The 23,450-nt window shown below is 48.0% G+C and carries 20 protein-coding genes; 5 read left to right on the forward strand and 15 right to left on the reverse strand.

The window, feature by feature from the left end; genetic code table 11:
- Positions 1-33: 33 nt before the first annotated feature.
- Complete coding sequence (gene leuS, locus ACZ5DR_RS11150; RefSeq protein WP_377369333.1) at positions 34-2,481, reverse strand: leucine--tRNA ligase; 2,448 nt, start codon at positions 2,479-2,481, stop codon at positions 34-36.
- Positions 2,482-2,661: 180 nt separating this feature from the next.
- Here leuS and ACZ5DR_RS11155 point away from each other — a divergent pair, with 180 nt between their 5' ends.
- Positions 2,662-3,069 (forward strand): Rpo12/RPC10 RNA polymerase subunit family protein, encoded by a 408-nt coding sequence (locus ACZ5DR_RS11155; protein ID WP_377369335.1) that lies wholly within the window; start codon positions 2,662-2,664, stop codon positions 3,067-3,069.
- Positions 3,070-3,127: 58 nt separating this feature from the next.
- On the opposite strand, the gene lnt is transcribed toward ACZ5DR_RS11155, so the two are convergent.
- From lnt to miaB, 5 genes are read right to left on the reverse strand one after another with little or no spacing between them, the layout of a single operon-like run.
- A complete protein-coding gene (gene lnt / locus ACZ5DR_RS11160; protein ID WP_377369337.1) occupies positions 3,128-4,690 on the reverse strand; it encodes an apolipoprotein N-acyltransferase in 1,563 nt (520 codons plus the stop codon).
- A gap of 2 nt (positions 4,691-4,692) precedes the next feature.
- Complete coding sequence (locus ACZ5DR_RS11165; RefSeq protein WP_377369339.1) at positions 4,693-5,559, reverse strand: HlyC/CorC family transporter; 867 nt, start codon at positions 5,557-5,559, stop codon at positions 4,693-4,695.
- A gap of 12 nt (positions 5,560-5,571) precedes the next feature.
- Positions 5,572-6,033, reverse strand: coding sequence for an rRNA maturation RNase YbeY (gene ybeY / locus ACZ5DR_RS11170; protein WP_464543550.1), 462 nt, complete (start codon positions 6,031-6,033; stop codon positions 5,572-5,574).
- On the reverse strand, positions 6,033-7,088 hold the full coding sequence (locus tag ACZ5DR_RS11175) for a PhoH family protein (protein WP_377369341.1): 1,056 nt from the start codon (positions 7,086-7,088) through the stop codon (positions 6,033-6,035). The genes ybeY and ACZ5DR_RS11175 overlap by 1 nt, the downstream gene beginning before the upstream one ends.
- An 8-nt stretch (positions 7,089-7,096) precedes the next feature.
- Positions 7,097-8,455, reverse strand: a complete 1,359-nt coding sequence (gene miaB, locus ACZ5DR_RS11180) for a tRNA (N6-isopentenyl adenosine(37)-C2)-methylthiotransferase MiaB (protein ID WP_377369343.1) — start codon at positions 8,453-8,455, stop codon at positions 7,097-7,099.
- Between the two features lie 187 nt (positions 8,456-8,642).
- Between miaB and ACZ5DR_RS11185 the strand changes: the two genes are divergently transcribed.
- A complete protein-coding gene (locus tag ACZ5DR_RS11185; RefSeq protein ID WP_377369345.1) occupies positions 8,643-9,335 on the forward strand; it encodes a hypothetical protein in 693 nt (230 codons plus the stop codon).
- A gap of 1 nt (position 9,336) precedes the next feature.
- Here ACZ5DR_RS11185 and ACZ5DR_RS11190 read toward each other — a convergent pair whose 3' ends face one another.
- Both ACZ5DR_RS11190 and ACZ5DR_RS11195 read right to left on the reverse strand, forming a co-directional pair.
- Complete coding sequence (locus ACZ5DR_RS11190; protein ID WP_377369347.1) at positions 9,337-9,621, reverse strand: hypothetical protein; 285 nt, start codon at positions 9,619-9,621, stop codon at positions 9,337-9,339.
- A 64-nt stretch (positions 9,622-9,685) separates the two neighbouring features.
- Entirely contained in the window at positions 9,686-10,159 is a 474-nt protein-coding gene (locus tag ACZ5DR_RS11195; protein WP_377369349.1) for an EVE domain-containing protein, read from the reverse strand.
- A gap of 120 nt (positions 10,160-10,279) precedes the next feature.
- On the opposite strand from ACZ5DR_RS11195, the gene ACZ5DR_RS11200 reads away from it, so the two are divergent.
- On the forward strand, positions 10,280-11,374 hold the full coding sequence (locus ACZ5DR_RS11200) for an HD domain-containing phosphohydrolase (RefSeq protein ID WP_377369351.1): 1,095 nt from the start codon (positions 10,280-10,282) through the stop codon (positions 11,372-11,374).
- Between the two features lie 110 nt (positions 11,375-11,484).
- Positions 11,485-12,339: a histone deacetylase family protein gene (locus ACZ5DR_RS11205; protein ID WP_377369353.1), complete on the forward strand. Its 855-nt coding sequence runs from the start codon at positions 11,485-11,487 to the stop codon at positions 12,337-12,339.
- A 79-nt stretch (positions 12,340-12,418) separates the two neighbouring features.
- On the opposite strand, the gene ACZ5DR_RS11210 is transcribed toward ACZ5DR_RS11205, so the two are convergent.
- The 6 genes from ACZ5DR_RS11210 to ACZ5DR_RS11235 all read right to left on the reverse strand — a co-directional run bounded on the left by ACZ5DR_RS11210 (position 12,419) and on the right by ACZ5DR_RS11235 (position 20,812).
- Positions 12,419-13,732, reverse strand: coding sequence for a c-type cytochrome (locus ACZ5DR_RS11210; protein WP_377369355.1), 1,314 nt, complete (start codon positions 13,730-13,732; stop codon positions 12,419-12,421).
- 6 nt (positions 13,733-13,738) lie between these two features.
- Positions 13,739-15,508 (reverse strand): GMC family oxidoreductase, encoded by a 1,770-nt coding sequence (locus tag ACZ5DR_RS11215; protein WP_377369357.1) that lies wholly within the window; start codon positions 15,506-15,508, stop codon positions 13,739-13,741.
- 12 nt (positions 15,509-15,520) lie between these two features.
- Entirely contained in the window at positions 15,521-16,249 is a 729-nt protein-coding gene (locus ACZ5DR_RS11220) for a gluconate 2-dehydrogenase subunit 3 family protein (protein WP_377369359.1), read from the reverse strand.
- Positions 16,250-16,743: 494 nt separating this feature from the next.
- Positions 16,744-17,361, reverse strand: a complete 618-nt coding sequence (locus ACZ5DR_RS11225; protein WP_377369361.1) for an RluA family pseudouridine synthase — start codon at positions 17,359-17,361, stop codon at positions 16,744-16,746.
- Positions 17,362-17,369: 8 nt separating this feature from the next.
- Entirely contained in the window at positions 17,370-20,192 is a 2,823-nt protein-coding gene (gene rapA / locus ACZ5DR_RS11230; RefSeq protein WP_377369362.1) for an RNA polymerase-associated protein RapA, read from the reverse strand.
- Between the two features lie 2 nt (positions 20,193-20,194).
- Positions 20,195-20,812 (reverse strand): YigZ family protein, encoded by a 618-nt coding sequence (locus tag ACZ5DR_RS11235; protein ID WP_377369364.1) that lies wholly within the window; start codon positions 20,810-20,812, stop codon positions 20,195-20,197.
- Positions 20,813-20,878: 66 nt separating this feature from the next.
- Here ACZ5DR_RS11235 and ACZ5DR_RS11240 point away from each other — a divergent pair, with 66 nt between their 5' ends.
- On the forward strand, positions 20,879-22,177 hold the full coding sequence (locus tag ACZ5DR_RS11240; protein WP_377369366.1) for a DNA recombination protein RmuC: 1,299 nt from the start codon (positions 20,879-20,881) through the stop codon (positions 22,175-22,177).
- Between the two features lie 6 nt (positions 22,178-22,183).
- Here the strand turns inward: ACZ5DR_RS11240 and ACZ5DR_RS11245 are convergent, their stop codons facing one another.
- Positions 22,184-23,350 (reverse strand): cation diffusion facilitator family transporter, encoded by a 1,167-nt coding sequence (locus ACZ5DR_RS11245; protein WP_377369368.1) that lies wholly within the window; start codon positions 23,348-23,350, stop codon positions 22,184-22,186.
- Positions 23,351-23,450: the final 100 nt, after the last annotated feature.

Here is a 23,450-nt window from a genome sequence, read left to right on the forward strand (position 1 = left end):
GTTAAGCCATCCCCAATTGAGTTCACATTGCCATTAGTTAGCGACAATGTTCACAAGACGTCCTGGTACTACGATCACTTTACGAACCGTCTTACCATCAATGAACTTCTGAACATTTTCATTCGCTAAGGCTAATGCCTCGATCTCTTTGTTGTCAGCTTTGGCAGAAACCGTGATTTCTGCTCGCTTCTTACCTAGTACTTGAACAACGATGGTTAATTCGTCTTTCACCAAGGCTGCTTCATCTACCGTAGGCCAAGCGGTGTCAACAACGTTATCTGTGTGACCTAGCTCGCTCCAAAGTTGGTGAGCGATGTGCGGCACAATTGGTGACAGCAATAGTACTGCAGATTCCAATGCTTCGCGCTCAACCGCTAGGCCAAGTTCAGATTGATCCTCAAACTTGCTGATCTCATTACACAACTCCATCACTGCAGCGATAGCCGTGTTGAAGGTTTGGCGACGCTCAACGTCATCGCTGACCTTGCTGATGGTTTCGTGAGTTTTACGACGCAATACTTTTTGGTCTGCTGTTAGAGCAGCTACATCCAATTGGCCAGGAGTGCCAGCATTGGTATGGCGGTAAGCCAGCGCCCATAGACGACGTAGGAAACGAGAAGCACCATCTACACCCGCGTCATTCCATTCCAAAGATTGCTCTGGTGGCGCAGTGAACATGATAAACAGGCGAACTGTATCAGCACCGTATCGCTCAATCATTTCCTGTGGGTCTACCGTGTTGCCCTTAGATTTGGACATCTTGGTACCGTCTTTATTCACCATACCTTGGGTCAAAAGACGTTTAAATGGCTCATCAGATGTCACAAGCCCTGCATCACGTAGTAGCTTGTGGAAGAAGCGCGCGTACAACAAGTGTAAGATAGCGTGTTCTACACCACCGATGTATTGGTCAACAGGTAGCCAGTAGTTGGCTTCTTCCGTCAACATTGCCTCGTCAGACTCTGGGCAGCAGTAGCGGGCGAAGTACCAAGAGGACTCCATGAAGGTGTCGAAGGTATCCGTCTCACGTTCAGCTGGCTGACCATTGTAAGTGGTGGCAGAGAACTCAGGGTTGTTCTTGATAGGTGAGTTAACCCCATCCATCACAACATCTGTCGGTAGCTCAACCGGAAGTTGGTCGTGAGGCGTCGTAACCACAGTACCATCTTCGAGGTTGATGGTTGGAATTGGTGTTCCCCAGTAGCGCTGACGGCTGACGCCCCAGTCACGTAGGCGGTAGTTTACTTTACGCTCACCAATGCCTTTTTCAGTCATGAATGCAGCAATGGCGTCAAATGCTTCAGCAAAAGCTAAGCCGTCGAATTGACCAGAGTTACAAAGGATGCCTTTTTCAGTGAAGGCTTCTTTGCTCAAATCAATGGACTCTTCGCCACTAGGCTGAACCACTTGCTTCACTGGCAAGTCGTATTTTTCAGCAAACTCAAAGTCACGCTGATCGTGAGCAGGAACAGACATCACGGCACCAGAGCCATAGTCCATTAGTACGAAGTTTGCTGCGAAAACAGGTACGGATTCACCCGTCACTGGGTGAACGGCTTTGAACCCCGTGTCCATGCCTTTTTTCTCCACGGTAGCAAGGTCTGCTTCTGTGGTAGACGTGTGTTTGCTTTCTTCTACAAACGCTGCCAAAGCGGCATTACTTTCTGCGGCTTCTAAGGCAAGTGGGTGCGTCGCGGCCACAGCAACATAGGTCACACCCATGATGGTGTCAGGGCGAGTTGTGTAAACCGATAGGCGCTCTTCTTTGCCTTCCACTGCGAAGCTGAACTCTAGGCCTTCTGAGCGACCAATCCAGTTACGCTGCATGGCTTTTACTTTTTCAGGCCAGCCATCTAGTTGATCCAGATCGTTTAATAGCTCTTCAGCGTAGTCCGTAATCTTGATGAACCACTGGGGAATGTGTTTGCGCACAACTGGTGTGCCACAACGCCAGCAACCACCGTCTTCAACTTGTTCATTAGCCAATACAGTTTGGTCTTCAGGACACCAGTTCACTGCGGAGGTTTTCTTGTAAGCTAGGCCTTTTTCTACCAGTTGTGTGAAGAACCATTGTTCCCACTTGTAGTATTCAGGTTTGCACGTGGCAATTTCACGGTCCCAGTCATAACCAAAGCCAAGCTTTTTCAGCTGACCTTTCATGTAGGCGATGTTTTCGTCGGTCCACTTTGCTGGAGCCGTCTTGTTTTTAATCGCAGCGTTTTCTGCTGGCATGCCGAATGCGTCCCAACCCATTGGTTGCAAAACATTTTTTCCAAGCATACGCTGGTAACGAGAGATCACATCACCAATGGTGTAGTTACGCACATGCCCCATGTGGAGGCGGCCACTTGGGTAAGGAAACATTGACAGGCAGTAGTATTTTTCTTTGTTGGAATCCGCTACGGCTTTAAAGACTTTGTTGTCATCCCAATAGTTTTGTGCAGCAGATTCAATTTGCTGCGGACTATATTGTTCTTGCATGTGTATCAGTCATCCCATGATAGGCGTTAAGAGTGTTTGGTGAATTGCGTCACAATTTCATAAAAAGTTTGATTTGCGACCATAGAGGTCCAAGTTCACCAACAGAAGTTAGAATTATCCGCTATTTTATATAGATGCCGCACCGATTAGAAGGCGCATAACGATGGAGTTGTAGAATCTATGAAAAAAGAAGCCAATAATGACTTAGATTTAGTCGAAGAAGCGAAGAAAACTTTAACTGGCGCGAAGAATTGGTTGTTAGAGGACGTGGAACTGATGCGTGCCTATTGGCATGACCAAATGGGCTATGTGGAAGCTTGGGTGGATGCGAATTGGCATTTGGTTAAAGACGAAAGTGAAGAGCTTCTGGAAGATTTGGATCGTCGTGAGGATGCGGCATTACTTTGGTTGGTGAATCACGCCAATAACAACCCAGTGCCCTTAGAGCGTTGTTCTGTGGCGGGTAAAGAAGCACAATCAGGACGCTATATTTGTATGGATTGTGGTCATGAGAATACCCATGAAGCGGGTGTGTTAGACACTTGCGAAGTGTGTCACTACGGCGTGCTTTATTTCCAAGGGGAATAGTAACGTAAAGTAATTTTGTTAAAGGGAGAAGCCCTTTCTCCCTTTAACTTAAATCCATCTACTCTGCAGCTGCGCTGCGCTTTCTGTTTGGGAGTAGAGCAAAGCCCCACAAAAGTCCCATTAGGGCAAACAGTATCCCATTCCCCCACATCACATAAGGCGTATTACCAGAGAAGGTCGTAATGTCTCCGGTCAGCGTCGCCCGCACAAATTGGGGCAGTTCACTGGTGATTTGGCCGTTTTCATCAATGATGGCAGTCACTCCAGTGTTGGTGGCGCGGATCATATAACGGCCCGCTTCCTTGGCTCTAAATTGGGCAATCTGCAAATGTTGCAATGGGCCAATGGAATCCCCGAACCAGCCATCATTGCTAATGGTAAGCAGTACATCACTGTCTCGTACCATGTTCCGAACTAGACTTGGATACACTACTTCGTAGCAAATAAATGGCGCTATGCTCAACTCGCCCGCTTGTAGGGTTGGCTGATTGGCTTCTCCCTTGCTGAACTGGGACATGGGCATGCCAAATAAATCAAACACTGGGCCAAACCAGCTCGCTAGAGGAATGTATTCGCCAAAAGGGACAAGCTTTTGTTTCTGGTAAAGTCCAAAGCCATTGCCTGTAGCCCAGACGCTATTATAGTAGGTGCCTTGGTTCTTATCCCAAACAGGGACGCCGGTAATCAGGGTGGTTTGACTGTCCGCCAATTCTTTAGAAAAGCTTTCTAGATAGGGTTCTACTTGGCTTAGTAAATAGGTGATGGCGGTTTCCGGCCATATCACCAGATCACTGTCCAAATGATTAACTGTCGCTTGCTGGTAGTAGGCGAGGGAAGGGCCAGCGTTCTCAGCGAGCCACTTCTCGTCTTGGGCTAAGTTACCTTGAATGAGCGTTGTTTTATGCTGCTCAACAGGTGTCACATAAGCTGGGGGAGCATAATTGAGCGCTCCGGCTCCAAGCCAAAGACTCCCTGTGACTATCAGCCAACGATACGTCGGTTGGATGAAAAAGTGTCCAAGGCTTGCGGCGCTAATTAGGCACACTGCACTGACAAACCAAATGCCCCCCACAGGCAGCAGTTCAAACAACCAGCTAGGTTCAGTGATGTATCCGGGTAATAACCATGGGAAGCCCGTAAATAACCAGCTTCGGATCCATTCAAAGCATAGAAATAGCGAACAAAACAACACGATATGGAAGCGACTTGAGAGCTTGTTTTGGCAGGCTTTGAAACTGGTACCCAGCAATCCCCAATAGATGGACATGACGGCGATCAAGCCAAAGGTGATGCCAACGGCAATGGGGATTCCCACTTGACCGAAGTTGGCAATGCTCACGTAAATCCATGAAATGCCGCTGCCAAACATGCCTAAGGCGTTAGCAAAGCCGAATTTGAAGGCTTGGCGCTTGTTAGGCGCAAATTGGAATAGAACAAATAAGTAAGCCACACTAATGAGATAGATAGGCCAAATGTAAAAGGGGGCAAAGCTCAATGTGCTTAAACCACCTAATAAAAGGCTTAATAGAGTATGGCGAATAGGGGAGTGTTGAACAGACGTTAGGAGGCGTAAACGCCACCCTGTAACGTCCAATGTGTTCAAGGTGGCATTTTGATTCATGACTAAATGGTGTCTTCTTCGCTAACTTTGGTCACTTGTAGGGTTTTAACCCGGCGTCCATCAGACTTCACAACGTTGAAATGGAAGCCTTCATAGGTCATTTCCTCGCCTCGGGTAGGTACGTGACCAAACTGCTGGACGATGATGCCGCCGATGGTGTCGAATTCTTCTTCACTAATATTAGTGCTAAAGAATTCATTGAAGTCTTCCACGGAAACCAAGGCCGGTACTAGGAAGATACCTTGTTGCTCAGTCGCTTGGATGTCTTCGTTTTCTAGACGATCCGTCTCGTCTTCGATTTCACCAACGATCTGTTCCAATACATCTTCGATGGTCACAAGGCCAGACACACTACCGTATTCATCGAGTACGATGGCCATATGGTAGCGCTTAGTTCTGAAATCATTGAGCAGAACATTTAGGCGTTTACTTTCAGGGATGAAGTTCGCAGGACGTAAACGATCTAGTATGTCTTCAAGGGTCACATCGCCGTCTTTAAACAATAAAGGCAGCAGATCTTTCGCCAGTAATACTCCCAAAATTTCATCAGAATCTTCACCGACCACCGGAAAACGGGAGTGGGAAGAGTCGATGACTTTTCGAATGGAAGTTTTTGGGTCGTCTTCGGATTTGATCACCACCATCTGAGATGGGGGAATCATAATGTCGCGAGCTTGTACTTCAGACACCTCTAAGGCGCCCTCAGCAATAGAAAAAGCATCGCGGTCGATGACTTCGGATTTAACAGCCGTTTGCAGAAGTTCAATAATGTCTTCACGGCTACGGGGCTCATCGTGGAAGGCTTGCGCTAAACGTTCAAACCAAGATTTCTGTTGATCGCTCGAACTTCCCGATCGGTCTTCGCTCATAGTGGGAGAAACTCACTCATTAACAAAATAGGGGTCAGGGATAGACATGGTGGCCAAGATTTGAGTTTCAAGTGCCTCCATTTCCTCTGCTTCATCATCCTTTATATGATCATAGCCGCGCAAATGCAACACGCCATGAACGACCATATGTGCCCAATGGTGGGCTAAGGGCTTTTGTTGCTCAACGGCTTCCCGTTCAACAACTTGACGACAGATCACTAAATCTCCCAGCAAGGGGAGTTCGATGCCATCGGGTACTTCAAATGGGAATGATAAAACGTTGGTCGGTTTATCCTTGCCACGGTATTCGTGATTAAGGGTTTGGCTTTCTGCTTCATCGACTAAACGAATGGTCATTTCGAAGTTGCCATGATCAGGCATAGCTGCCTTGGCCCAAGTGAAAAACGCCTCGTCACTTGGAAGGCCATCAAGCTGCTCACAGGCATTTTGCATGTCTAGGTCTAGCTCAGCCACTAGGAGTTACCTTCATTAGACGATTGCTCTGCTTCACGTTCAGCTTTGCGTTGTGCATCGCGCTCTTTGCGTTCTGCGTCTTGCTGCTCATCGAATTTGTCATAAGCTTCGACGATTCGCTGTACCAATGGGTGGCGAACCACGTCTGATGCGGCAAATTGAGTCATGCTGATGCCATTCACATTGTTCAAAACATGCATCGCATGAGCTAGGCCTGAATTGGTGCCACGGGGTAAGTCTACCTGGGTACGGTCACCAGTAATCACGGCAGTGGAGCCAAAACCAATACGAGTTAAGAACATTTTCATCTGCTCGCGAGTGGTGTTTTGGCTCTCATCAAGAATGATGAATGAGTTATTCAGAGTACGGCCACGCATGAATGCCAGAGGGGCAATCTCGATCACGTTTTTCTCGATTAACTTATCAACCAGTTCAAATCCCAGCATCTCGTACAAGGCATCGTACAGTGGTCGTAAATATGGGTCGATTTTTTGAGACAGGTCCCCTGGCAGGAAGCCAAGCTTTTCACCGGCTTCCACGGCAGGGCGAACCAGCATGATGCGTTCTACTCGATCTGCTTCTAGGGCTTCTACGGCACAGGCAACAGCTAAATAGGTTTTACCTGTCCCGGCTGGCCCGATACCAAAGTTGATGTCGTGTTTACGAATCTGCTGGACATAGTTTTGCTGGTTTTTGCCCTTTGGCTTGATGTAAGCCTTGCGCGTTTTAACCACAACCTGATCACGATCTGTCTTACCTTTTGATAAGGACTCGATCGCTGACTCTTGCAGGTATAAGTGAATCGCTTCTTTGGTGATTTCTTTTTGGGCGAGCGCTTCACGATAGATGCTTTCAATCAAGACTTTAGTTGCTGCCACGTGCTCGCTGTCTTCACTGGAGACTTCAAATAGCTCGCCACGGTGTTGAATCGTGACATCTAAGCGTTGCTCGATTTGCTTTAAGTGGTCGTCAAATTGACCACATAGAGCCGCTAACGCATTGGCGTCAGCTGGCTCTAAACGGAATTGTTGAGAAGTTGTTGATGTGGTGTCCAAGATTGACCTTATTTAGTTAATTCGAAATCTGCATCCAACTCTGATCCGACAAATTCGCCGACCAAGGAGTTAGGGTATGCGTCGGTAATGACCACATCGGCAAATTTACCGATTAATTGTGGGTCATCCGCTTGAAAGTTTACGATACGGTTATTCTCTGTACGCCCTTGAAGTTTACCTGGGTCACGGGGGGAGTAGCCGCTTACAAGAATACGTTCAATGTTGCCAACCATGCTTAAACTGATGTCGTAGGTTTGTTGCACAATACGACGCTGCAAGATGGCAAGGCGTTCTTTTTTCACATCTTCTGGTGTGGTGTCATCCAGTTGAGCCGCAGGAGTACCTGGGCGCTGACTGTAAACAAAACTGAAAGAGTGATCGAAGCCAATTTCTTGAATCAGATTCATGGTGTCGACGAAGTCTTCTTCTGTTTCCCCAGGGAAGCCAATGATGAAGTCCGAAGACAAGCTAATGCCAGGGCGCGCAGCTTTGATACGGTTGATTTTGTCAATGTAGTATTGACGATCATGGCCGCGCTTCATATTAGCCAACACTGCGTTGGAGCCGCTTTGAACCGGTAAGTGCAAATGGCTGACTAACTTAGGTTCGGTGCGGAAGGCTTCGATCAAGCTGTCGGTGAACTCCACTGGGTGGGAGGTAGTGAAGCGAATGCGCTCGACTCCCGCAACGCGAGCCACTGCATGAATCACATCCGCCAGGTCCATTTCCTCACCGGCGGCGTTTTCACCTCGGTAGGCGTTAACGTTTTGACCTAGAAGGTGGATCTCACGCACGCCTTGCTCAGCCAATTGAGCGACTTCTTTTAGAATGTCTTCAAAATGACGGCTGACTTCCTCGCCACGGGTATAAGGTACAACACAAAAAGTACAGTATTTGCTGCAACCTTCCATGACAGAAACGAATGCCTCTGCACCGTCCACTTTCGGGGCGGGTAAATGGTCAAACTTTTCGATTTCTGGGAAGGTGACATCCGTAATAGGAATAGCGTTAGCGGCCGCATCCACCATTTCTGGTAGCTTATGTAGTGTTTGAGGACCGAAAATCATATCTACGTGCTTGGCGCGCTTGCGAATATTATCTCCTTCTTGAGATGCAACGCAGCCACCAACACCGATCTTGAGGTTCGGGTTCTTCTCTTTTAGCTTTTTCCAGCGACCCAGTTGGTGATACACCTTATCTTGTGCTTTTTCACGAATGGAACAGGTGTTTAATAGCAGAACATCCGCTTCTTCAGCGTTGTCTGTGAGTTCCATTTCGTGGGAATCGCCAAGTAGATCTGCCATTCGTGAAGAGTCGTACTCGTTCATTTGGCAGCCGTGTGTTTGGATAAAGAGTTTTTTCGCCATGTAAAAATGTAAACCTAATAAAAAATGAGTCAGATGACTTTGGCGCACATTATATTGGGGTTTTGCCCTGATTCCCATAGGTGCCTGAGTCTCTGTGCGTGAATTCTATACAACATAGTATTTGTGCGATGACGCATGGCTTCAAAACCCTTATCATTTAAAGCTTAGTTTATGAAATGGATAGCAGATGAAATTTTTGAAAACGTCAGCGTTGCTCTGTTGTGTGGGCTTCTCAGGAGAGTTACTGGCAGAACGTGAACTGCCTAACTTTGAAATAGGCTTGGGAGGCGGCAAGGGGATTGACGTTGAGTTATTTAACTTAGATTTTACTGTGAATATTCCTATGACATCCTTTTTATCCAGCCAAATTAACTTAGACAGTAACTATGTCTTTGGTGATCCTGATTTGGGGGATTTTGCTGTATCAGAATTTAATGGTATGGGGTTTATCCGGGTCAAAGAGGGACGTATTGGCGCTGGACTGGGTACATTGCAGTTGAAATCTAAGTCAGGAGCTTATGAAACTGAGCAGGTACAAGTGGTTCGCGGTACAGCAGCGCTCTATGTAAAAGATGTGACTTTTTCCTGGGATTACGCCAAATTTGATGATGACTTTAGGGCAACCACTTCTCTTAGGGCGGGTCTTATTTGGTATCCAAGTGAGGGACAAAAGCTGGCTTTGTTCCGGGAACGTTATGATTCTACCGAAGGGTGGCGTTTAGAATCTTTTGTGCAACCCCAAAAATATCGCCAACACCTAGCTCTTGGGGTTGTGTTGCGAGGTGGTAACGCGGATATCTTTCCTTATATGGGATTGGCGCTACGCTACTACTTTGACCGTGGTATGAGTTTCAAGCAAAGAGAACGTAGCTACCACTAATTTAGAGTCGATTAGGTACTTTAATTTCTAAGACAGACATGTCCCTTTCCTTTGACTGTCCGTTTGGCTGGGAACTCTCTGGTTCAATAGGGCAGCCTCGCTTATCTACTTTGATGCCTATAGGCGTGTTTGGACATTCATCTTGGGCGTCTAATACACCGTCAAAATCACTGTCCTTTAGGGAAAAGTTATGGCTTTCTGGGTAGGGAAGGTCGCTTGCGTGCACGGGAGTCCATAAGTGCAGCAACACGCACCCACCCAATATGGGTAAGAGTCGTCCTGACATAAAACACAATCCTTGTGAAATAATGTATTGTTGGTCGCTAACTTATAGGTGCGAGGTCAGAAGGTCAAGCAGGAGTCTGTTTAAAATGTGAGCTATTTTCTCCTAAAACGTCTAGGTAGTTTTGCGCTACGGGCATCACACTTAGGCGGCTGCCTTTTTGAATTAAGCTGAAACCCTCAAGGCCAGCCATGTTTTTCATGGCACTCAAGGTGATTGGGAATGTGAACTTACTTTCATAAGTGAGCTCAACTTGATCCCAGCGGGGGGAAGATTCGGTGGACTTTGCATCATAGTATGGGCTGCTTTCATCCCAGCAAGAGGGATCCGGGTGGGCGGTTTTACTCACTCTAGAGGTACCAACGATCCCCGGCACCTTACAGCTCGAGTGGTAAAACAAAATTTGATCTCCCAAGGACATGTCGCGCATAAAGTTTCGAGCTTGATAGTTACGTACACCGTCCCAGTTTGCCTTACCTAACCGTTTTAGATCATCGATGGAGAACTCATCGGGCTCAGATTTCATTAGCCAAACAGCCATATCGCCTCACGTTTTGTTGCAGAAATATACATTCGCATTGTTCATACTGGCGTATATTGTAACTACAATTACTCCCTATAAGCACTTTAATACCGAAGTGGAAGCTGTTGGAACGATCATATGGAACAGTTTGCTTGCAAAGAGTTCTCGGCGTTAGACAAAGAATTGAAAGATGATTTGTTAGAATGTTATCTCGAAGCTCAGCAAGAAATCGAAGCGATCATTAACGACATAGAGGAAGCTGGTTTCTCCCATGAGAAGCTAGACACCTTATTTCGCTCGTTACATAGTATGAAAGGGAACTGCTCTGTCTGTTTCCTAGATCCTCTTGTGGGTGCTCTACATCGATTGGAAGAGATCGTTGATGGCATGCGCGGGGGCTATATTGGTTATGATTCCATTTTTGGTGAATTGATTAATACGGTGCTGGACCAAGTGCTTGTATTGTTAAATCAACTTCATCAACACCACGGTGCTGACAGCAAGCTGCTAACCGTATTACAAACCTACCTAGACCGAATTTACGAACAAGAAGACCAAGCCCAGCGCCGACGCTTAGCGGATGAATTGTTGAGCGAGTTGGACAGCGAGCATGTGGCACAAGAAGCGCCTGAGGAAGATCTGATTGTTCGAGTGGAATATACAGACACTCAAAAGCTTGATATCGAACAGTTTCAACAGTTTAGTGCTCGGTTGAATAAGCTGCTTGGTTATTCTCCAGAGCGGGGTGAGCGTATTCTCAAACTTTGCCAACTGATTAACTCAGAATGCGCCACGCCGGTTGATCGAGCACAGTTGGCGGCGGCGTCCTACATGCATAATATGGGCATGGCCATGATCCTAAAGTGTAAGGACGACGACGAAGCCAGGGAACGGGCCGAGCGTAATCACCCAATGGTAGGTGCACAGTTACTCAGTAAACATGATGGTTGGGAATCCGCCATTGAAATGGTCAGTGCATACCGTGAGCGGTTTGACGGTTCGGGCTATCCCGAAGGTCTAGTGGGTGGCATGATCCCTCAAGGGGCTTTTATCTTGTCCATGGCTGTTCAATTTATTGACGTGGTGTGGGGAAAGTCAGGGGATGAGTATAAAAAAAGCGCCATGCGCGCCATTCAAAAAGTGAACTCTGAAAGTGGCAAAGGCGTCCCCCCTCATCTGGTGGATGCTTTCAATCGTGCGGTACGAAAACTACTGGTTGCTAAGCGTCGATAACGTTAAGGTATCCCTTTCCACTATCGATTGACCTTTAGGCTGTTTTGAAACTACCTCTTGTATACCACCCCAATTACAGTATCCCGTTTCCAGATAGACACAGATTCCCCATGCCGAAATTTGGCTTGCTGGCGGAGCATCTTTCGTGCTTAGGGATTTTGACACAAGATAACTGTCATCAACCCGCTCCCTTGTCCCTTGAAGCCCTAATGCGCGCCCATACTGGGGACTATGTGCAGCGTTTTATCCGTGGTCAACTGACCGTACAAGAAGAGAAAGACATAGGGTTACCCTGGAGTGATTGGCTGGTGGAACGTACCTTGCGGGCCGTATCTGGCACCATGCTCACGGCTCACTTGGCGTTAGAGCATGGGCTTGCTTGTCATTTGGCAGGTGGCACCCACCATGCGTTTCCGGATCATGGTTCAGGCTTTTGTATTTTTAATGATTTAGCAGTTGCGGCAATAGATCTGATTCATACCGGAAGGGCTAAAAAGGTGATGATCATCGATTGTGATGTGCATCAGGGAGATGGCACAACGGCATTTTTTAACGATAGTTCTCACGTCATTCCCGTGTCTTTCCATTGTGAAGAAAACTACCCCCTAGAGAAACAACTCAGTGGTATTAATATTCCGATCCCTAAGCACGCGGAAGATGAGGAGTATCTGGCCATATTAGCTCAACATGTCCCTGCACTATTAGCCGAATACCAGCCGGATTTTGTGTTTTACGATGCAGGGGTGGATGTTCATAAGGACGATCGCCTTGGGTATGTGCGTTTAACGGATGCTGGGATTTTGGCTCGAGATCGATATGTGATCGAACATGCTTTGAATTCGGGAGCTTCCGTCGCTTGTGTCATTGGGGGTGGGTATGACCATGATCATAGTGTCGTGGCGGCACGTCATAGTTTAGTGCATCAAGCCGCCCACACTATTTGGTTGGAGCGTTTTGCTTCATAGCACCTAAAAGGTGCCAAAATTCAAAAAAAGCCCTGCCGAGGGCAGCGGCAGGGCTTTGGTGCTGGCGCTGATCAGTTGCCTAATTGGCTTCTGTCAGTTTTTGTCGCGCACCTAAACTTTCACGCATGCTTCCAACTTGGTCTGCAGTCACCTCAATGGCAGTGTTGCCCCAAGAATTACGCACATAGTTCAATATGTCAGCTACCTGTTGGTCGTTCATTTTCCAAGCGAAAGAAGGCATGCCCGCAGCAGTTTGAACGGTCTCAGTATGAGCTGCTCGAACCCCTTTCAGCATGGCATGAATCAAGTTTGTCGGATCATCTGCTCGGATCACATTGTTGTTGGTAAAAGCAGGGGCCATACCTTGAATCCCTTCACCCTCTAGCCCGTGACAGGCAGAGCAGTTTACTTCGTAGCTCAGTGTCATTTTTTCAGTCACAGGTAATGCTGGATGAGGTGCCTTCTCTTCAGAAGCAGGGATGCTCTTTAAGTAGGTTGCAATGGCACCTAAGTCTTCCTCTGTGAAGTATTGGGTGGAGTGTTCAATGGCTTCTGCCATTGGACCAGAAGCGACCGCAATACCGTCAGTGCCAGTTTTTAGGTAACTCATGATCTGCTCTTTAGACATATCACCAATACCCTGATGTGGGTTGGAAGTTATGTCTGGTGCGTACCATTCACCGAGGTTGCCACCTTGCATGTACAGACTGGATATCTCAGCGCCTAAGAAATTGCGAGGACCATGGCAGGCAGAACAGTGACCGCCCCCATCGACAATGTACTGGCCTCGATTCCATTCGTCACTTTGCTGAGGGTCGGGTTCTATCCCTTCATTGTCAAAGAAGAGCATGTTCCAACCCGCCAGAGACAGACGAACATTGAATGGGAAGGGCATGTCTTGGGTTTCATCGATATCATGGTTTACGGGTGCCACAGTAGAGAAGTATGCCCATAAGTCATGCATGTCTTGATCGGTGAAATTAACATAGGCCGTGTAAGGCATTGCTGGGTATAGGAATCCGTGGGAGCCTTGACCTTGACGCACAGCGTTAAAGAAATCTCGCTCTGTCATATTGCCGATGCCTACTTCTGGATCGGGTGTGATATTAGAGCTGTAAAGTGAGCCAAAAGGCGTTTTCACTTCATAGCCCCCAGCCATGTAGCCGTTACCAGAGGTGTGGCAAGCAGAGCAGTCCCCCAAGCGCATAACATACTGACCACGTTTGATGGCCTCTAAGTCATCGCTTTTAAACTGCGACAAGGTGACCGAATCGTTCGCAGCATTCGATCTGGATGTGTCCAGTGTTTGCCATAGGCGAACGCCCGCGACGACCGCCACAATCACAACTAGCCCAATAAAGACTTTTAAAATAGTGCGTTTTGTTTGAGTCATGGTTGTTTACCCCTTAACCATTGGACCAGGATTGTGAATGTAGGTCTCGTGGATCGCGCGCGCAGCCCGGACCGCAAGAGCACCTACCGTCAGCGTTGGGTTAAAGCCACCATTGTTAGGGAAGGCAGAAGCGCCCACGACAAACAAGTTGTGGGCATCCCAACTTTGCAAGTAAGGGTTTAGAGCAGATGTACTTGGGTCCGCTCCCATGACAGCACCACCGATAGTGTGGGAACTGTGCTGTTTATATGGGTTCCAGCTTTCTTCTGCTTGGTTGTCTACCATGATATCGACGGCACCTGCGCGCTTCATGATGTCGATGGCTTTGTCTGTCGCATATTTGGCCATTTTCTGATCGTTTTCATTCCAATCAAAAGTGACTCGTAATAGCGGCTGACCGTGACGGTCCTTATATTCTGGATCGAGGTCTAGATAAGCGTCTTTGTGGGGCATGGAAGTCCCCTGACAAAAGATTGAAGCGGCGTTTTGGTAGTCGCGGGCATAGGCTTTTTTCCATTCTGTGCCCCAACGACGTGTGCCTGGGCGCACGTTACCAGCGTTTTGAATCGGACGACCATTGGTGTTAAAAGCCATGATGCCTGCGCCACCAATGAAGTCCAGATCACTGTGGTCGAAGTTGTCAGCGTTGAAGTCGTCAATCTGAACACCCAGTGCTCCAGCACCGATAAAGGGGTTCATGTTTTCGTTATCAAAGAAGCCGGTAACCGATGAACAGGTTTGGTAGCTGTAGTTACGACCAATGGTGCCTTCACCCGTAGCAGGGTTATAAGGCTTGCCCACTCCGGATAACAGCATCAGGCGCACGTTATCCATTTGGTAGGCGGTAAAGATAACAATGTCTGCAGGCTGGAAACCTAGTTTGCCTTCTTTAGTGACAAAGTTAACGCCTTTTACGGTCTGACCATCTTCGTCTTTAACTGCATGCAAAACTTCTGTCTCGGTCAAGACGGAGAAGTTGTCGCGGCGCATAAGGGCCGGCAAGATACAGGCTTGGGGGGAAGATTTGGAAAAGTTACCACACCCATGAAAGTCACAGAAACCACAGTAGGTACAAGGGCCCATGGTGATACCAAGAGGGTTTACGTAAGCTTGGGATAAATTGCCAGCTGGAATGGTAAATGGATGGTAGCCCATGTCCGTAACCACTTTACGGTACTTGCTCATCCAGTGGGTGTCTTCTAAGGGTGGAGTAGGGTAGTCCCGTGTACGAGCACCTTCAAAGACGTTGCCGCCTGTGATCTTTTCACCATTAAGGTGGCCCGCTTTGCCAGAAATACCTGCAATACGTTCAAAACGATCGTAGTAGGGTTCCATCTCTTCGTAGGTAACCCCCCAGTCTTGCAGTTGTAAGCCTTCGGTCTTTTCGACGCCATAGCGTTCAATGGTCTTGCTGCGGACTTCAAAGTCCCAAGGGTTGAATCGCCATGCCATGCCAGCCCAGTGAGTCCCTGCACCGCCAACGTTCCAGCCAAACTGGTAAGCGTTCCAATCTCGAACGGGTGCCGCCTTTTGATCGGGGCGGTTTCGGAAGGTCGTGGTTTCAACGCTCATTGGCTGAGTCATTGAGCGGCGTGTTTGCCAACGTAATTCATCAGGATCGACTGCAGGAGGAAAGTCCGTTGACGTGTCTCGCCAAGCACCACGTTCAATGGCAAGTACATTTAGTCCTGCTCGGGTAAGTTCTTCCGCGATCACAGAGCCTGCCCATCCTAAGCCACAGATTACGGCGTCGACTTTTTTGCGTTCTATTGTCATGTTAAGTCTCCGTTAATCGTTTGGAATCAAGCTGACTGGGATAAGGTTCAATGCTTCCCCTCGGCGGGCAAGGTAAGGTCGGTAGTCGTAGCGGGCACCTGGAAAGCCAATCATCTTCCAGCCGGCCATGTCTTTGTTGCCACCATAAATGGGGTCGGCGAGGTAGCCTTCTCGGGCGTTTTGCAGCATGAGTTCAAACAATGCGGCGCCATCGATGTCCTTCCCTAGGTCAATAGTGTCTGCTTCTAAGGCAAGCAAGAACTCGTCGACTTGATCAGGAGAAAGGGCCGCGAAGGCAACCTTATAGTGCTTTTGAGAATAAGCTTCTAACGCTGTTAAACCCGTTAGGTAGCGCTCTTTAGGCGTGGCAAGAAATTGTGGCTTCCCAAGAAGCTTTATTTCGTTTTCGCGATCCATTGGGCCTTCTAGATATAGGGCTTTACCGCTGCCGTAATCCCCTGCTAATTGATCGTCAATGAATTCTAGACATCCCGCTTCCGTCGCAGACGGACCATACTCATCCGCCGGGATAAGACGGTCATAAACGGCGGATAGGGTGTCCCGATCAACCTGCTTGGTTAACACCCGAAAGCGACCGGTTTGTGCAGGGTTGGGAAGGTGGTCTTCGGTAAGAGCGGTTTCGTGAGGGAAACCATGTAGCTCTTTGGCGCTAATGTGAGGCGCTACGGCAAGGGAAGCGGTAGCCTGCCCGAACAGTTTGAGCACTTGTCTTCTGTTCATAAAGCAATCCTTTCAAAATTCTGGCTAATGATGAAATAGGCCTACCCATTGTCAGTACATTGCAGGATTGCGCCCACTGACTGGTATGTGGGTAATAAATAGTGCAACTACGACGCTATGGGTGTGCGAGTGAACGGTTTGTTTGAATGTGTGATTCAGATGTTGATTTTATCAATCATAAATTTGTATTGATATTGATCAAAAGATGAAACGTAAAATTTCAATTAATCTCTAACATTATGAATTTATTGTTATTTATTCTGTGCACATTGTTTCTGTTTGAGATTTATTTTGTATCATTTAATGATCTATTTTGTGTCAAAAAAGAACATGAAAATAGTTCTCAAATGCATTTGTTGTCACGGATTTGTCCTGATGAGATTTAATTAGACTGCCTCGCTAAGGCGCTTTGGATTTGTGTTGTAGAAAGGTGGGTGTGGGATAGGTTGGGGGTCGCGCAAACTATGACTCTTGATGTCATTGTTTGCGCGGTATTAAAAGGGGCAGGGGGCGACGAATTTGACCCAGGCGCCGGTAAAGGGGTGATAAAACTCGATACGGTAGGCATGGAGTAAAAGACGCGTATCTCCGTCTTGTTTCTCTGGATCGTAGAACTCATCTCCAACGATGGAGTGTCCAAGGCTTTGCATGTGCACTCGAAGTTGATGGGAGCGCCCTGTCACTGGGGTTAAGCTGACATGAGTTTGACCGTTTTCAATCCAAACTGGTTGCCATTTAGTGAGGGCGTCTTTACCCCACTGGGTGCAGATCATTTGTCTTGGGCGACGATCCCAATCACAGCGCAAGGGTTTTCGTACTTCACCTGACTTGCCCATTATTTCGCCGCGTACGGTTGCCCGGTATTCCTTTTGCACATGACGCTCTCGAAACTGGGCGTACATGCGCTTCTGGCACTCTAAGGTCCTTGCAATCAGGATTAAACCTGAGGTGGCGCAGTCCAATCGATGGATTGGATGCGCTTCCCCATAGTGGCTTTGAGCCCTTGTTAGGATGGAGTCAAATTTGTCCGGCCCACGACCAGGGACGGACAAACTGTTGGCTGGTTTGTTGATCACTACCAGCCAATCATCTTCGTATAAAATATCCAGCACGTGGGGCGCTACCCAGGTTTCGTGGTGAGTATGATGCGAATCCCATCCAAGCGAACTTGGTGCTCGTCTATGCGTCCTAAGCCTTCTGATAAGTAGCTTTCAAACAGCTCAATTTGTTCGTCCTTAATGGCGCTATTTTGCTGTTGTAGCTCTCTCAAACGGTCGATTTCCCCTTGCCATTTACGTTGGTACGCTTCTTTGGCTGCATGGACCGTTGGACGTGCTTGATCCTGTGCATTGAGCTGGTGAGCTTGCAAAATATCCAGCAATTGGCTGCGTAATGCAGCAATCCATTGTTCTGCCACGCGATTCGGCACGCCTTTCAGTTTCTCCGCCCATTTGTCTGCGGTGAATTGGTTATGTAGGAACTTACCGTTCGCATCGGAAAGCTGCCAAATGGGCGTCATTGGCAGTGTTTGGGCCAGTTTCAAGCGAGGGTGTCCACTGGTTTCGATGACAAACATACTCTCAACCAATACTGTACCTTCTGGCAGAGCAGCAATAGGTAAGATCGCAGAGGTCAGTTTGCCTGAGTCAAAGCCTTGCACTTCATCCATTAGCATGGTGATTAGCGGGTGTTCCCAGGTGGCAAAGGCCACGTCTTCACGTTGGCTGGCCTGACGGCGATCCAGCATGAGCATTTTGCCTTCTTCTTCAATGCCAGGGAGAGCTTCCAGCATCATGTCAGTGGAAGGTCGAAGGAACCACGCAGCTTGCTCTGGGGTGTCGTTGATGCACTCTGCATGAATATTAAAGGCGTGGGTGACTTGATCTATGTAGTCATGGAGGCCATGGGTCGCTTGTTCATTGATTTTATCGATCAAAACTTTAGCTTCCCCTGGGCGGCAAGAGGTCATTTCCAGTAAGCGATTACGACCTTCTTCCATCTGTTTTAACAAGGCTTCGTGGTAGACCTTGGCTTCGTCCAATAGGGCTTCATCGTCATCATTCCCAAGCAGGTACGCTTGAAGGGGTTCTTTGAAGGATGCGTTAACCTTGTCGCCCACGCCAGTGGTACGGTTAAACGCATTCAGTGCCTTGTGATACCAATGGCACAGACGCTCTTGCACGCTGTTTTCCAAGTAAGGGACGTGGATTTCAACAGTATTGCGCTGACCAAGGCGGTCAAGACGGCCGATGCGCTGTTCAAGAAGATCAGGGTGCTCCGGCAGGTCATACATGACTAAGTTATGACTAAACTGGAAGTTACGGCCTTCACTGCCGATTTCAGAACATACCAATACTTGTGCGCCTTCTGGGTCAGCAAAGTAGGCCGCTGCGCGATCCCGGTGAATCAAAGGCATTTGCTCGTGGAAGTCAGCACTGATAAAGCCTGCAAAGGTGAGTTGGTCATTCAACCAGCGAGCCATATCGGCGGTATGACAAATGACCAATACCTTGGTACGTGCGGTGTCGAGGAATTCTTTTAGCCATTCCCAACGGGGATCATGCTCCCATAGCCCATGATCTACTTGAGATTCAGGCAATACGTGGTGCTGTGCTGACTCAAAGTATTCGTTGTTTGCCAGTGGGTAAGTATTTAAATGACGCTCAGGAAAACCGCCAATGGCGGCACGGGTGTTGCGGAATACTTCACGCCCTGTGCCATGACGGTCGATTAACCAGTTTATCCCGTCCACAGCGGCTTGGTTTTGGACTGCTTTATCGGAGCTGTCTAGTTCTGCAAACCAGTCCTTTGCTTGCACATCTGTGAAGTATTGGCCAAAGGCTGCTTTCCAGTCTAAAGCCTCTAGGGTGTTGTCTGCTTCCGTAAATGGTAGCAGTTGCTCTGCTAACTCCGCCGCTTGTTTAAATTCGGCCTGCTGGGATTGGTAGGCTTCAAAGCTGTGGTAGTGCTCTTTGTCCAGAAGTTGTAGGCGTGAAAAGTGCTCCAGCTCACCGGTTTGTTCTGGGGTGGCGCTGAGTAGTAATAAAGACTCACTGGCTTCTGCCAAACGCTGTACTAGCTGATAAGCGATACTGGGTGTTTCTGGGTCCCATGACAAGTGGTGAGCCTCGTCCACAATCACCATATCCCATTCGGACGCCAGCATATGTTGAGCGGCTTTACCGTTTGAAGCGACCCAGTCGATTGGGGCGATGACAAAGGCTTGGTCATCAAATGGGTTATCGTCTCCTTCCATGTAGTCCTCATAAGCGGACTCATTGATCAAGGAGAAAGGTTGGTGGAAACGGCGTAGCATTTCAACCAACCATTGGTGTTGTAAGTTGGTTGGTGTCAGGATCAAGGCACGGCGAGAAAGGCCGTTTAGCACTCGATGATGCAAAATCAAGCCCGCTTCAAGGGTTTTACCCATGCCTACTTCATCACACAGTAGAGCTCGGGCAGCAGGGCGGTTGGCAATATCGTGTGCCAAGTAAATTTGGTGTGGCAGAAGCTCTGCTTTTAATCCCATTAAGCCACGGACTGGGCTAGCAGAATGTATGGCTTGAAATTCTAAGGTTTTGCGGCGCAGGTCGAACCACATACGACGAGCTGGGGATAGGGCGAGAATGGAGTCCAACTCGTTTTTATCGTTACGAGGAAACTCAATCTCCGACTCGTCGATCCACTCGTCACCGATGTAGTACTCCATCAGCAGATCGTATTCACGAACATCCTCTACTTGGTACGCTTCCCCTTCAAAAAACAGCTGGTCACCTTTGGTTAAAGTACGGCGAACTAGGCTGGTTTGAGAGTTGGCATAGTTACGCTCGGCTTCCGCATCGGGGAAAAATAAGACAAAGGATTTGTGTTGCTTTTCAGTGATAATGCCGATGCCAAGATCTGGCTCGTTACGGCTGCTCCATCGTTGTCCGATTTGATACATAATTACTCTTTGTCGTTTTCAATAATCGTGATGTTGCCTTGACACATATCGATCAAGGCTTGTTTGTTGTCTGGCCAGGTGCGTTCAATGACCGCGAGCTTACATTCAATGTCGTCTGAGAAAAGTTTCTCTTCAACTTCTATATCGCTGCTTTCCAGCCAATATTCCACCTTACCCAACAAAGGATAGGCTATCTTGATGGAAACGGGCTGTCGGGGATAGATGGTTTCCCATTCCAATTGATCTAAGGCGTCAACCACTGCTTGACTGTAAGCACGAACCAAGCCTCCAGCGCCAAGCTTAATGCCACCAAAATACCGCGTCACCACAACGGTGATTTCACCAAAGTTAGAGTGCTGCAGGACATTTAGCATGGGTTTGCCTGCTGTACCTTTAGGCTCCCCATCGTCACTTTGATCCCAAAGATGCACGTTGTTAGGGGCACCCGCGACAAAAGCCCAGCAGTTATGGTTGGCATCCGGATAACGCTGGTTCATTTCGTCAATAAAACCCTTGGCTTGGTCTCGGCCTTTGGTGCGACGAATGGTGGTGATGAACTGGCTATTTTTAATTTCCAGATCAAAGCGTTGTTCGTGTGTTGGGCTCTGATAGTAATCCATGTAAACTTCGTTTAGCGATTTTTCAAAAGCGCTTGTTTTTAAAGGTAAAGTGGCGGATTAACGACTATGACGGACTGGTTTCAGCAATCTGTATGGATTGCCTTAGGATTTGTAATTGGGCTCACCATAACCGCCATGATTGCGCTGGCTATTGTACAGAGAATCCAGCGTAAGTGGCAGTTTGAGCATGAAAATTCTGTGCAGTCACTGGACTCTTTGCGTATGCAGCTGGAGCGCTCTCAGCAAGAGGTGCATCAATTAGAAAAAGAGGCTTTAACCCTTGAGCAACAATTCGCCGCAGCTCAAGAAATCTGGCAGCAGAAAGAGCGTTACCTAGAGCAACAGAAGCAGCAGAACGAAGTGCAATTTAAACAGTTGGCGCAAGATATTATGCGTCAACAGGGGGCTCATTTGGCCACCGAAAATGAGCGTCAATTGAATGCTTTGCTATCCCCCTTAGGGCAGCAAATTCAGCAATTTCAACAACGGGTTGAAAAAAGCTATGACGCAGAAGCTCGTGAACGTTTCTCATTAGTGCGTGAGATCAAAAATCTACAGCAACTTAATCAACGGATCAGTGACGACGCAATGAGCTTAACCGAAGCGCTAAAAGGCCAGAACAAGGTCCAAGGCGGCTGGGGGGAAGTGATTTTAGAGCGTATTCTAGAACGCTCCGGCTTAGAAAAGGGTCGGGAGTATGAGGTTCAGGTCTCACTGAATACGGAGGAGGGCAAACGCTACCAGCCAGATGTGATTGTTCATTTGCCTGATAACAAGCAAATAGTGATCGACTCCAAAATGGTATTGGTGAGTTACTTGGCCTATGTTGAAGCCGAAACCGAGCAAGATAAACAACAGGCTTTGCGTCAGCATCTTGAAGCCATTCGTCGCCATATGAAAGAGCTGAGCGCCAAAAACTACCATGATCTCAAAGGGATTGAGTCCTTGGACTTTGTGATCATGTTTGTCCCTATTGAAGCCGCTTATGGCTTGGCGCTACAGGCAGAGAATGGCCTATTTGCTGAAGCCTTTGAGCATAATATTATTATCACGGGACCGTCTAATTTATTGGCGACCTTGCGTACCGTGCAGAACATCTGGCGCAACGAAAAACAAAGCCAGAATGCTATTGAAATCGCCCGTCAAGCAGGAGCCATGTATGACAAGTTTGCGGGCTTTGTGGAAGATATGGACGATATTGGTGGGCGTATTGATGCCCTCACTCGAAGCCATGAACAGGCGATGAAAAAGTTAGCCATGGGCCGTGGTAATTTGATGAGCCGGGCGGAACGCTTGCGACTCATGGGAGCGAAAACCAATAAACAGCTTTCACTCCCTGAAGAGGAGTCGGAAGACGACGAATAGATGCGGCTATTCGTCGAAGGACCAGAAGACTCTGTGATCCTGCCCGTAAGGCAGGCTATTTAGATCCATCAAAATGGCTTGGGACAATTGGCTAAAATTGTCCGATGGTGCCTTGTTAGCATTGGCGGTTAAATAAATGCTTAAGGTCTTATTGATATAGTGCAGTTGAATCAGGTCAAAATCGATATATGCACTGTGAGCCCGAAGAATAAAACCTAGGTCAGCCAATACTTGATGGCGGGCGGGCAGTTTCAATGCTGGGGGGCGTTGTCCCTCACGATCTTCTCCAAGGGTGTCTGATTGGATGTGATCGTTGGTGTCCACGTGCACCATGACATCTTTCACTTGTGGGTGTGCTTTTTGTACCGTGTAGCTCACGAGGTCACTCAGATAGTGGCCTTCACTCACGGTAGCGTGGGCAGGCACATGGATGTGCATATCCAAGAAAATTTTCCCAGCCATGGAGCGGGCTCTCACGTCATGGGGGGCCATAACATCTTTTAAGCTATCTGCTGTCGTTTTAATCTGTTCAATCACTTTTGGATCTGGAGACGTATCTACTAGCTCTGCTAAATTTTCCCAAATCATTTCTACGGCGATTTTACCGATGAATAAAGCGACGACAACGGACGCTACTTTATCGGCCCAAGCGTAGCCAAAATACACGCCAATGAGACCTGCTAATACGGCTACCGAAGATAATGCATCGCTGCGGCTATGCCAGGCATTGGCGACCAGAAGGCGACTGCCGATTTTTTCCCCTGCGTGTTTGGTGTAGTGGAAGATAGCTTCCTTTACTGCAATGGTGAGTAGTACTGCGCCAATGCCATACCAAGTAGCGGTGGGGGTGAGATCATTGTTAAAGGCTTCAAAGGCGATGCCTGAGGCCACTACGATTAACACGACCCCTAAAATAACGGTGGTCAGTGTTTCGAAACGCAAATGCCCATAAGGATGGTTTTTGTCTGGGGCTTGGCGGGCATTACTGGAGGCAATGTATACGAATACATCCGTCACCAAATCGGAAAGGGAGTGGATACCGTCTGCGATAAGTGCTTGGGATTGAGACAGATAGCCAACGATGATCTTGAGTATCCCCAGTAGCGCATCCCAAATAGCGCCAATAACGGTAACTCGTTGAGCTAATTGTGTTTCTTGTTGAGCTGTGGCCATGTTTAAAGGATCCGTTAATGGTGGCTACTGGATGATTTGAGGGGATAGATGGGCACAAATCGTGCCCGAATTTCGGGGCTGTTGTGAGATCAGGCTTAGC

This window comes from Marinomonas vaga, assembly GCF_055388305.1.

Excerpts from the sequence above, each read along its gene's own strand:
- leuS (WP_377369333.1), bottom strand. The coding sequence starts at position 2,481 with ATGCAAGAACAATATAGTCCGCAGCAAATTGAATCTGCTGCACAAAAC.
- ACZ5DR_RS11155 (WP_377369335.1), top strand. The coding sequence starts at position 2,662 with ATGAAAAAAGAAGCCAATAATGACTTAGATTTAGTCGAAGAAGCGAAG.
- lnt (WP_377369337.1), bottom strand. The coding sequence starts at position 4,690 with ATGAATCAAAATGCCACCTTGAACACATTGGACGTTACAGGGTGGCGT.
- ACZ5DR_RS11165 (WP_377369339.1), bottom strand. The coding sequence starts at position 5,559 with ATGAGCGAAGACCGATCGGGAAGTTCGAGCGATCAACAGAAATCTTGG.
- miaB (WP_377369343.1), bottom strand. The coding sequence starts at position 8,455 with ATGGCGAAAAAACTCTTTATCCAAACACACGGCTGCCAAATGAACGAG.
- ACZ5DR_RS11185 (WP_377369345.1), top strand. The coding sequence starts at position 8,643 with ATGAAATTTTTGAAAACGTCAGCGTTGCTCTGTTGTGTGGGCTTCTCA.
- ACZ5DR_RS11190 (WP_377369347.1), bottom strand. The coding sequence starts at position 9,621 with ATGTCAGGACGACTCTTACCCATATTGGGTGGGTGCGTGTTGCTGCAC.
- ACZ5DR_RS11195 (WP_377369349.1), bottom strand. The coding sequence starts at position 10,159 with ATGGCTGTTTGGCTAATGAAATCTGAGCCCGATGAGTTCTCCATCGAT.
- ACZ5DR_RS11200 (WP_377369351.1), top strand. The coding sequence starts at position 10,280 with ATGGAACAGTTTGCTTGCAAAGAGTTCTCGGCGTTAGACAAAGAATTG.
- ACZ5DR_RS11205 (WP_377369353.1), top strand. The coding sequence starts at position 11,485 with ATGCCGAAATTTGGCTTGCTGGCGGAGCATCTTTCGTGCTTAGGGATT.
- ACZ5DR_RS11210 (WP_377369355.1), bottom strand. The coding sequence starts at position 13,732 with ATGACTCAAACAAAACGCACTATTTTAAAAGTCTTTATTGGGCTAGTT.
- ACZ5DR_RS11215 (WP_377369357.1), bottom strand. The coding sequence starts at position 15,508 with ATGACAATAGAACGCAAAAAAGTCGACGCCGTAATCTGTGGCTTAGGA.
- ACZ5DR_RS11220 (WP_377369359.1), bottom strand. The coding sequence starts at position 16,249 with ATGAACAGAAGACAAGTGCTCAAACTGTTCGGGCAGGCTACCGCTTCC.
- rapA (WP_377369362.1), bottom strand. The coding sequence starts at position 20,192 with ATGTATCAAATCGGACAACGATGGAGCAGCCGTAACGAGCCAGATCTT.
- ACZ5DR_RS11235 (WP_377369364.1), bottom strand. The coding sequence starts at position 20,812 with ATGGATTACTATCAGAGCCCAACACACGAACAACGCTTTGATCTGGAA.
- ACZ5DR_RS11240 (WP_377369366.1), top strand. The coding sequence starts at position 20,879 with ATGACGGACTGGTTTCAGCAATCTGTATGGATTGCCTTAGGATTTGTA.
- ACZ5DR_RS11245 (WP_377369368.1), bottom strand. The coding sequence starts at position 23,350 with ATGGCCACAGCTCAACAAGAAACACAATTAGCTCAACGAGTTACCGTT.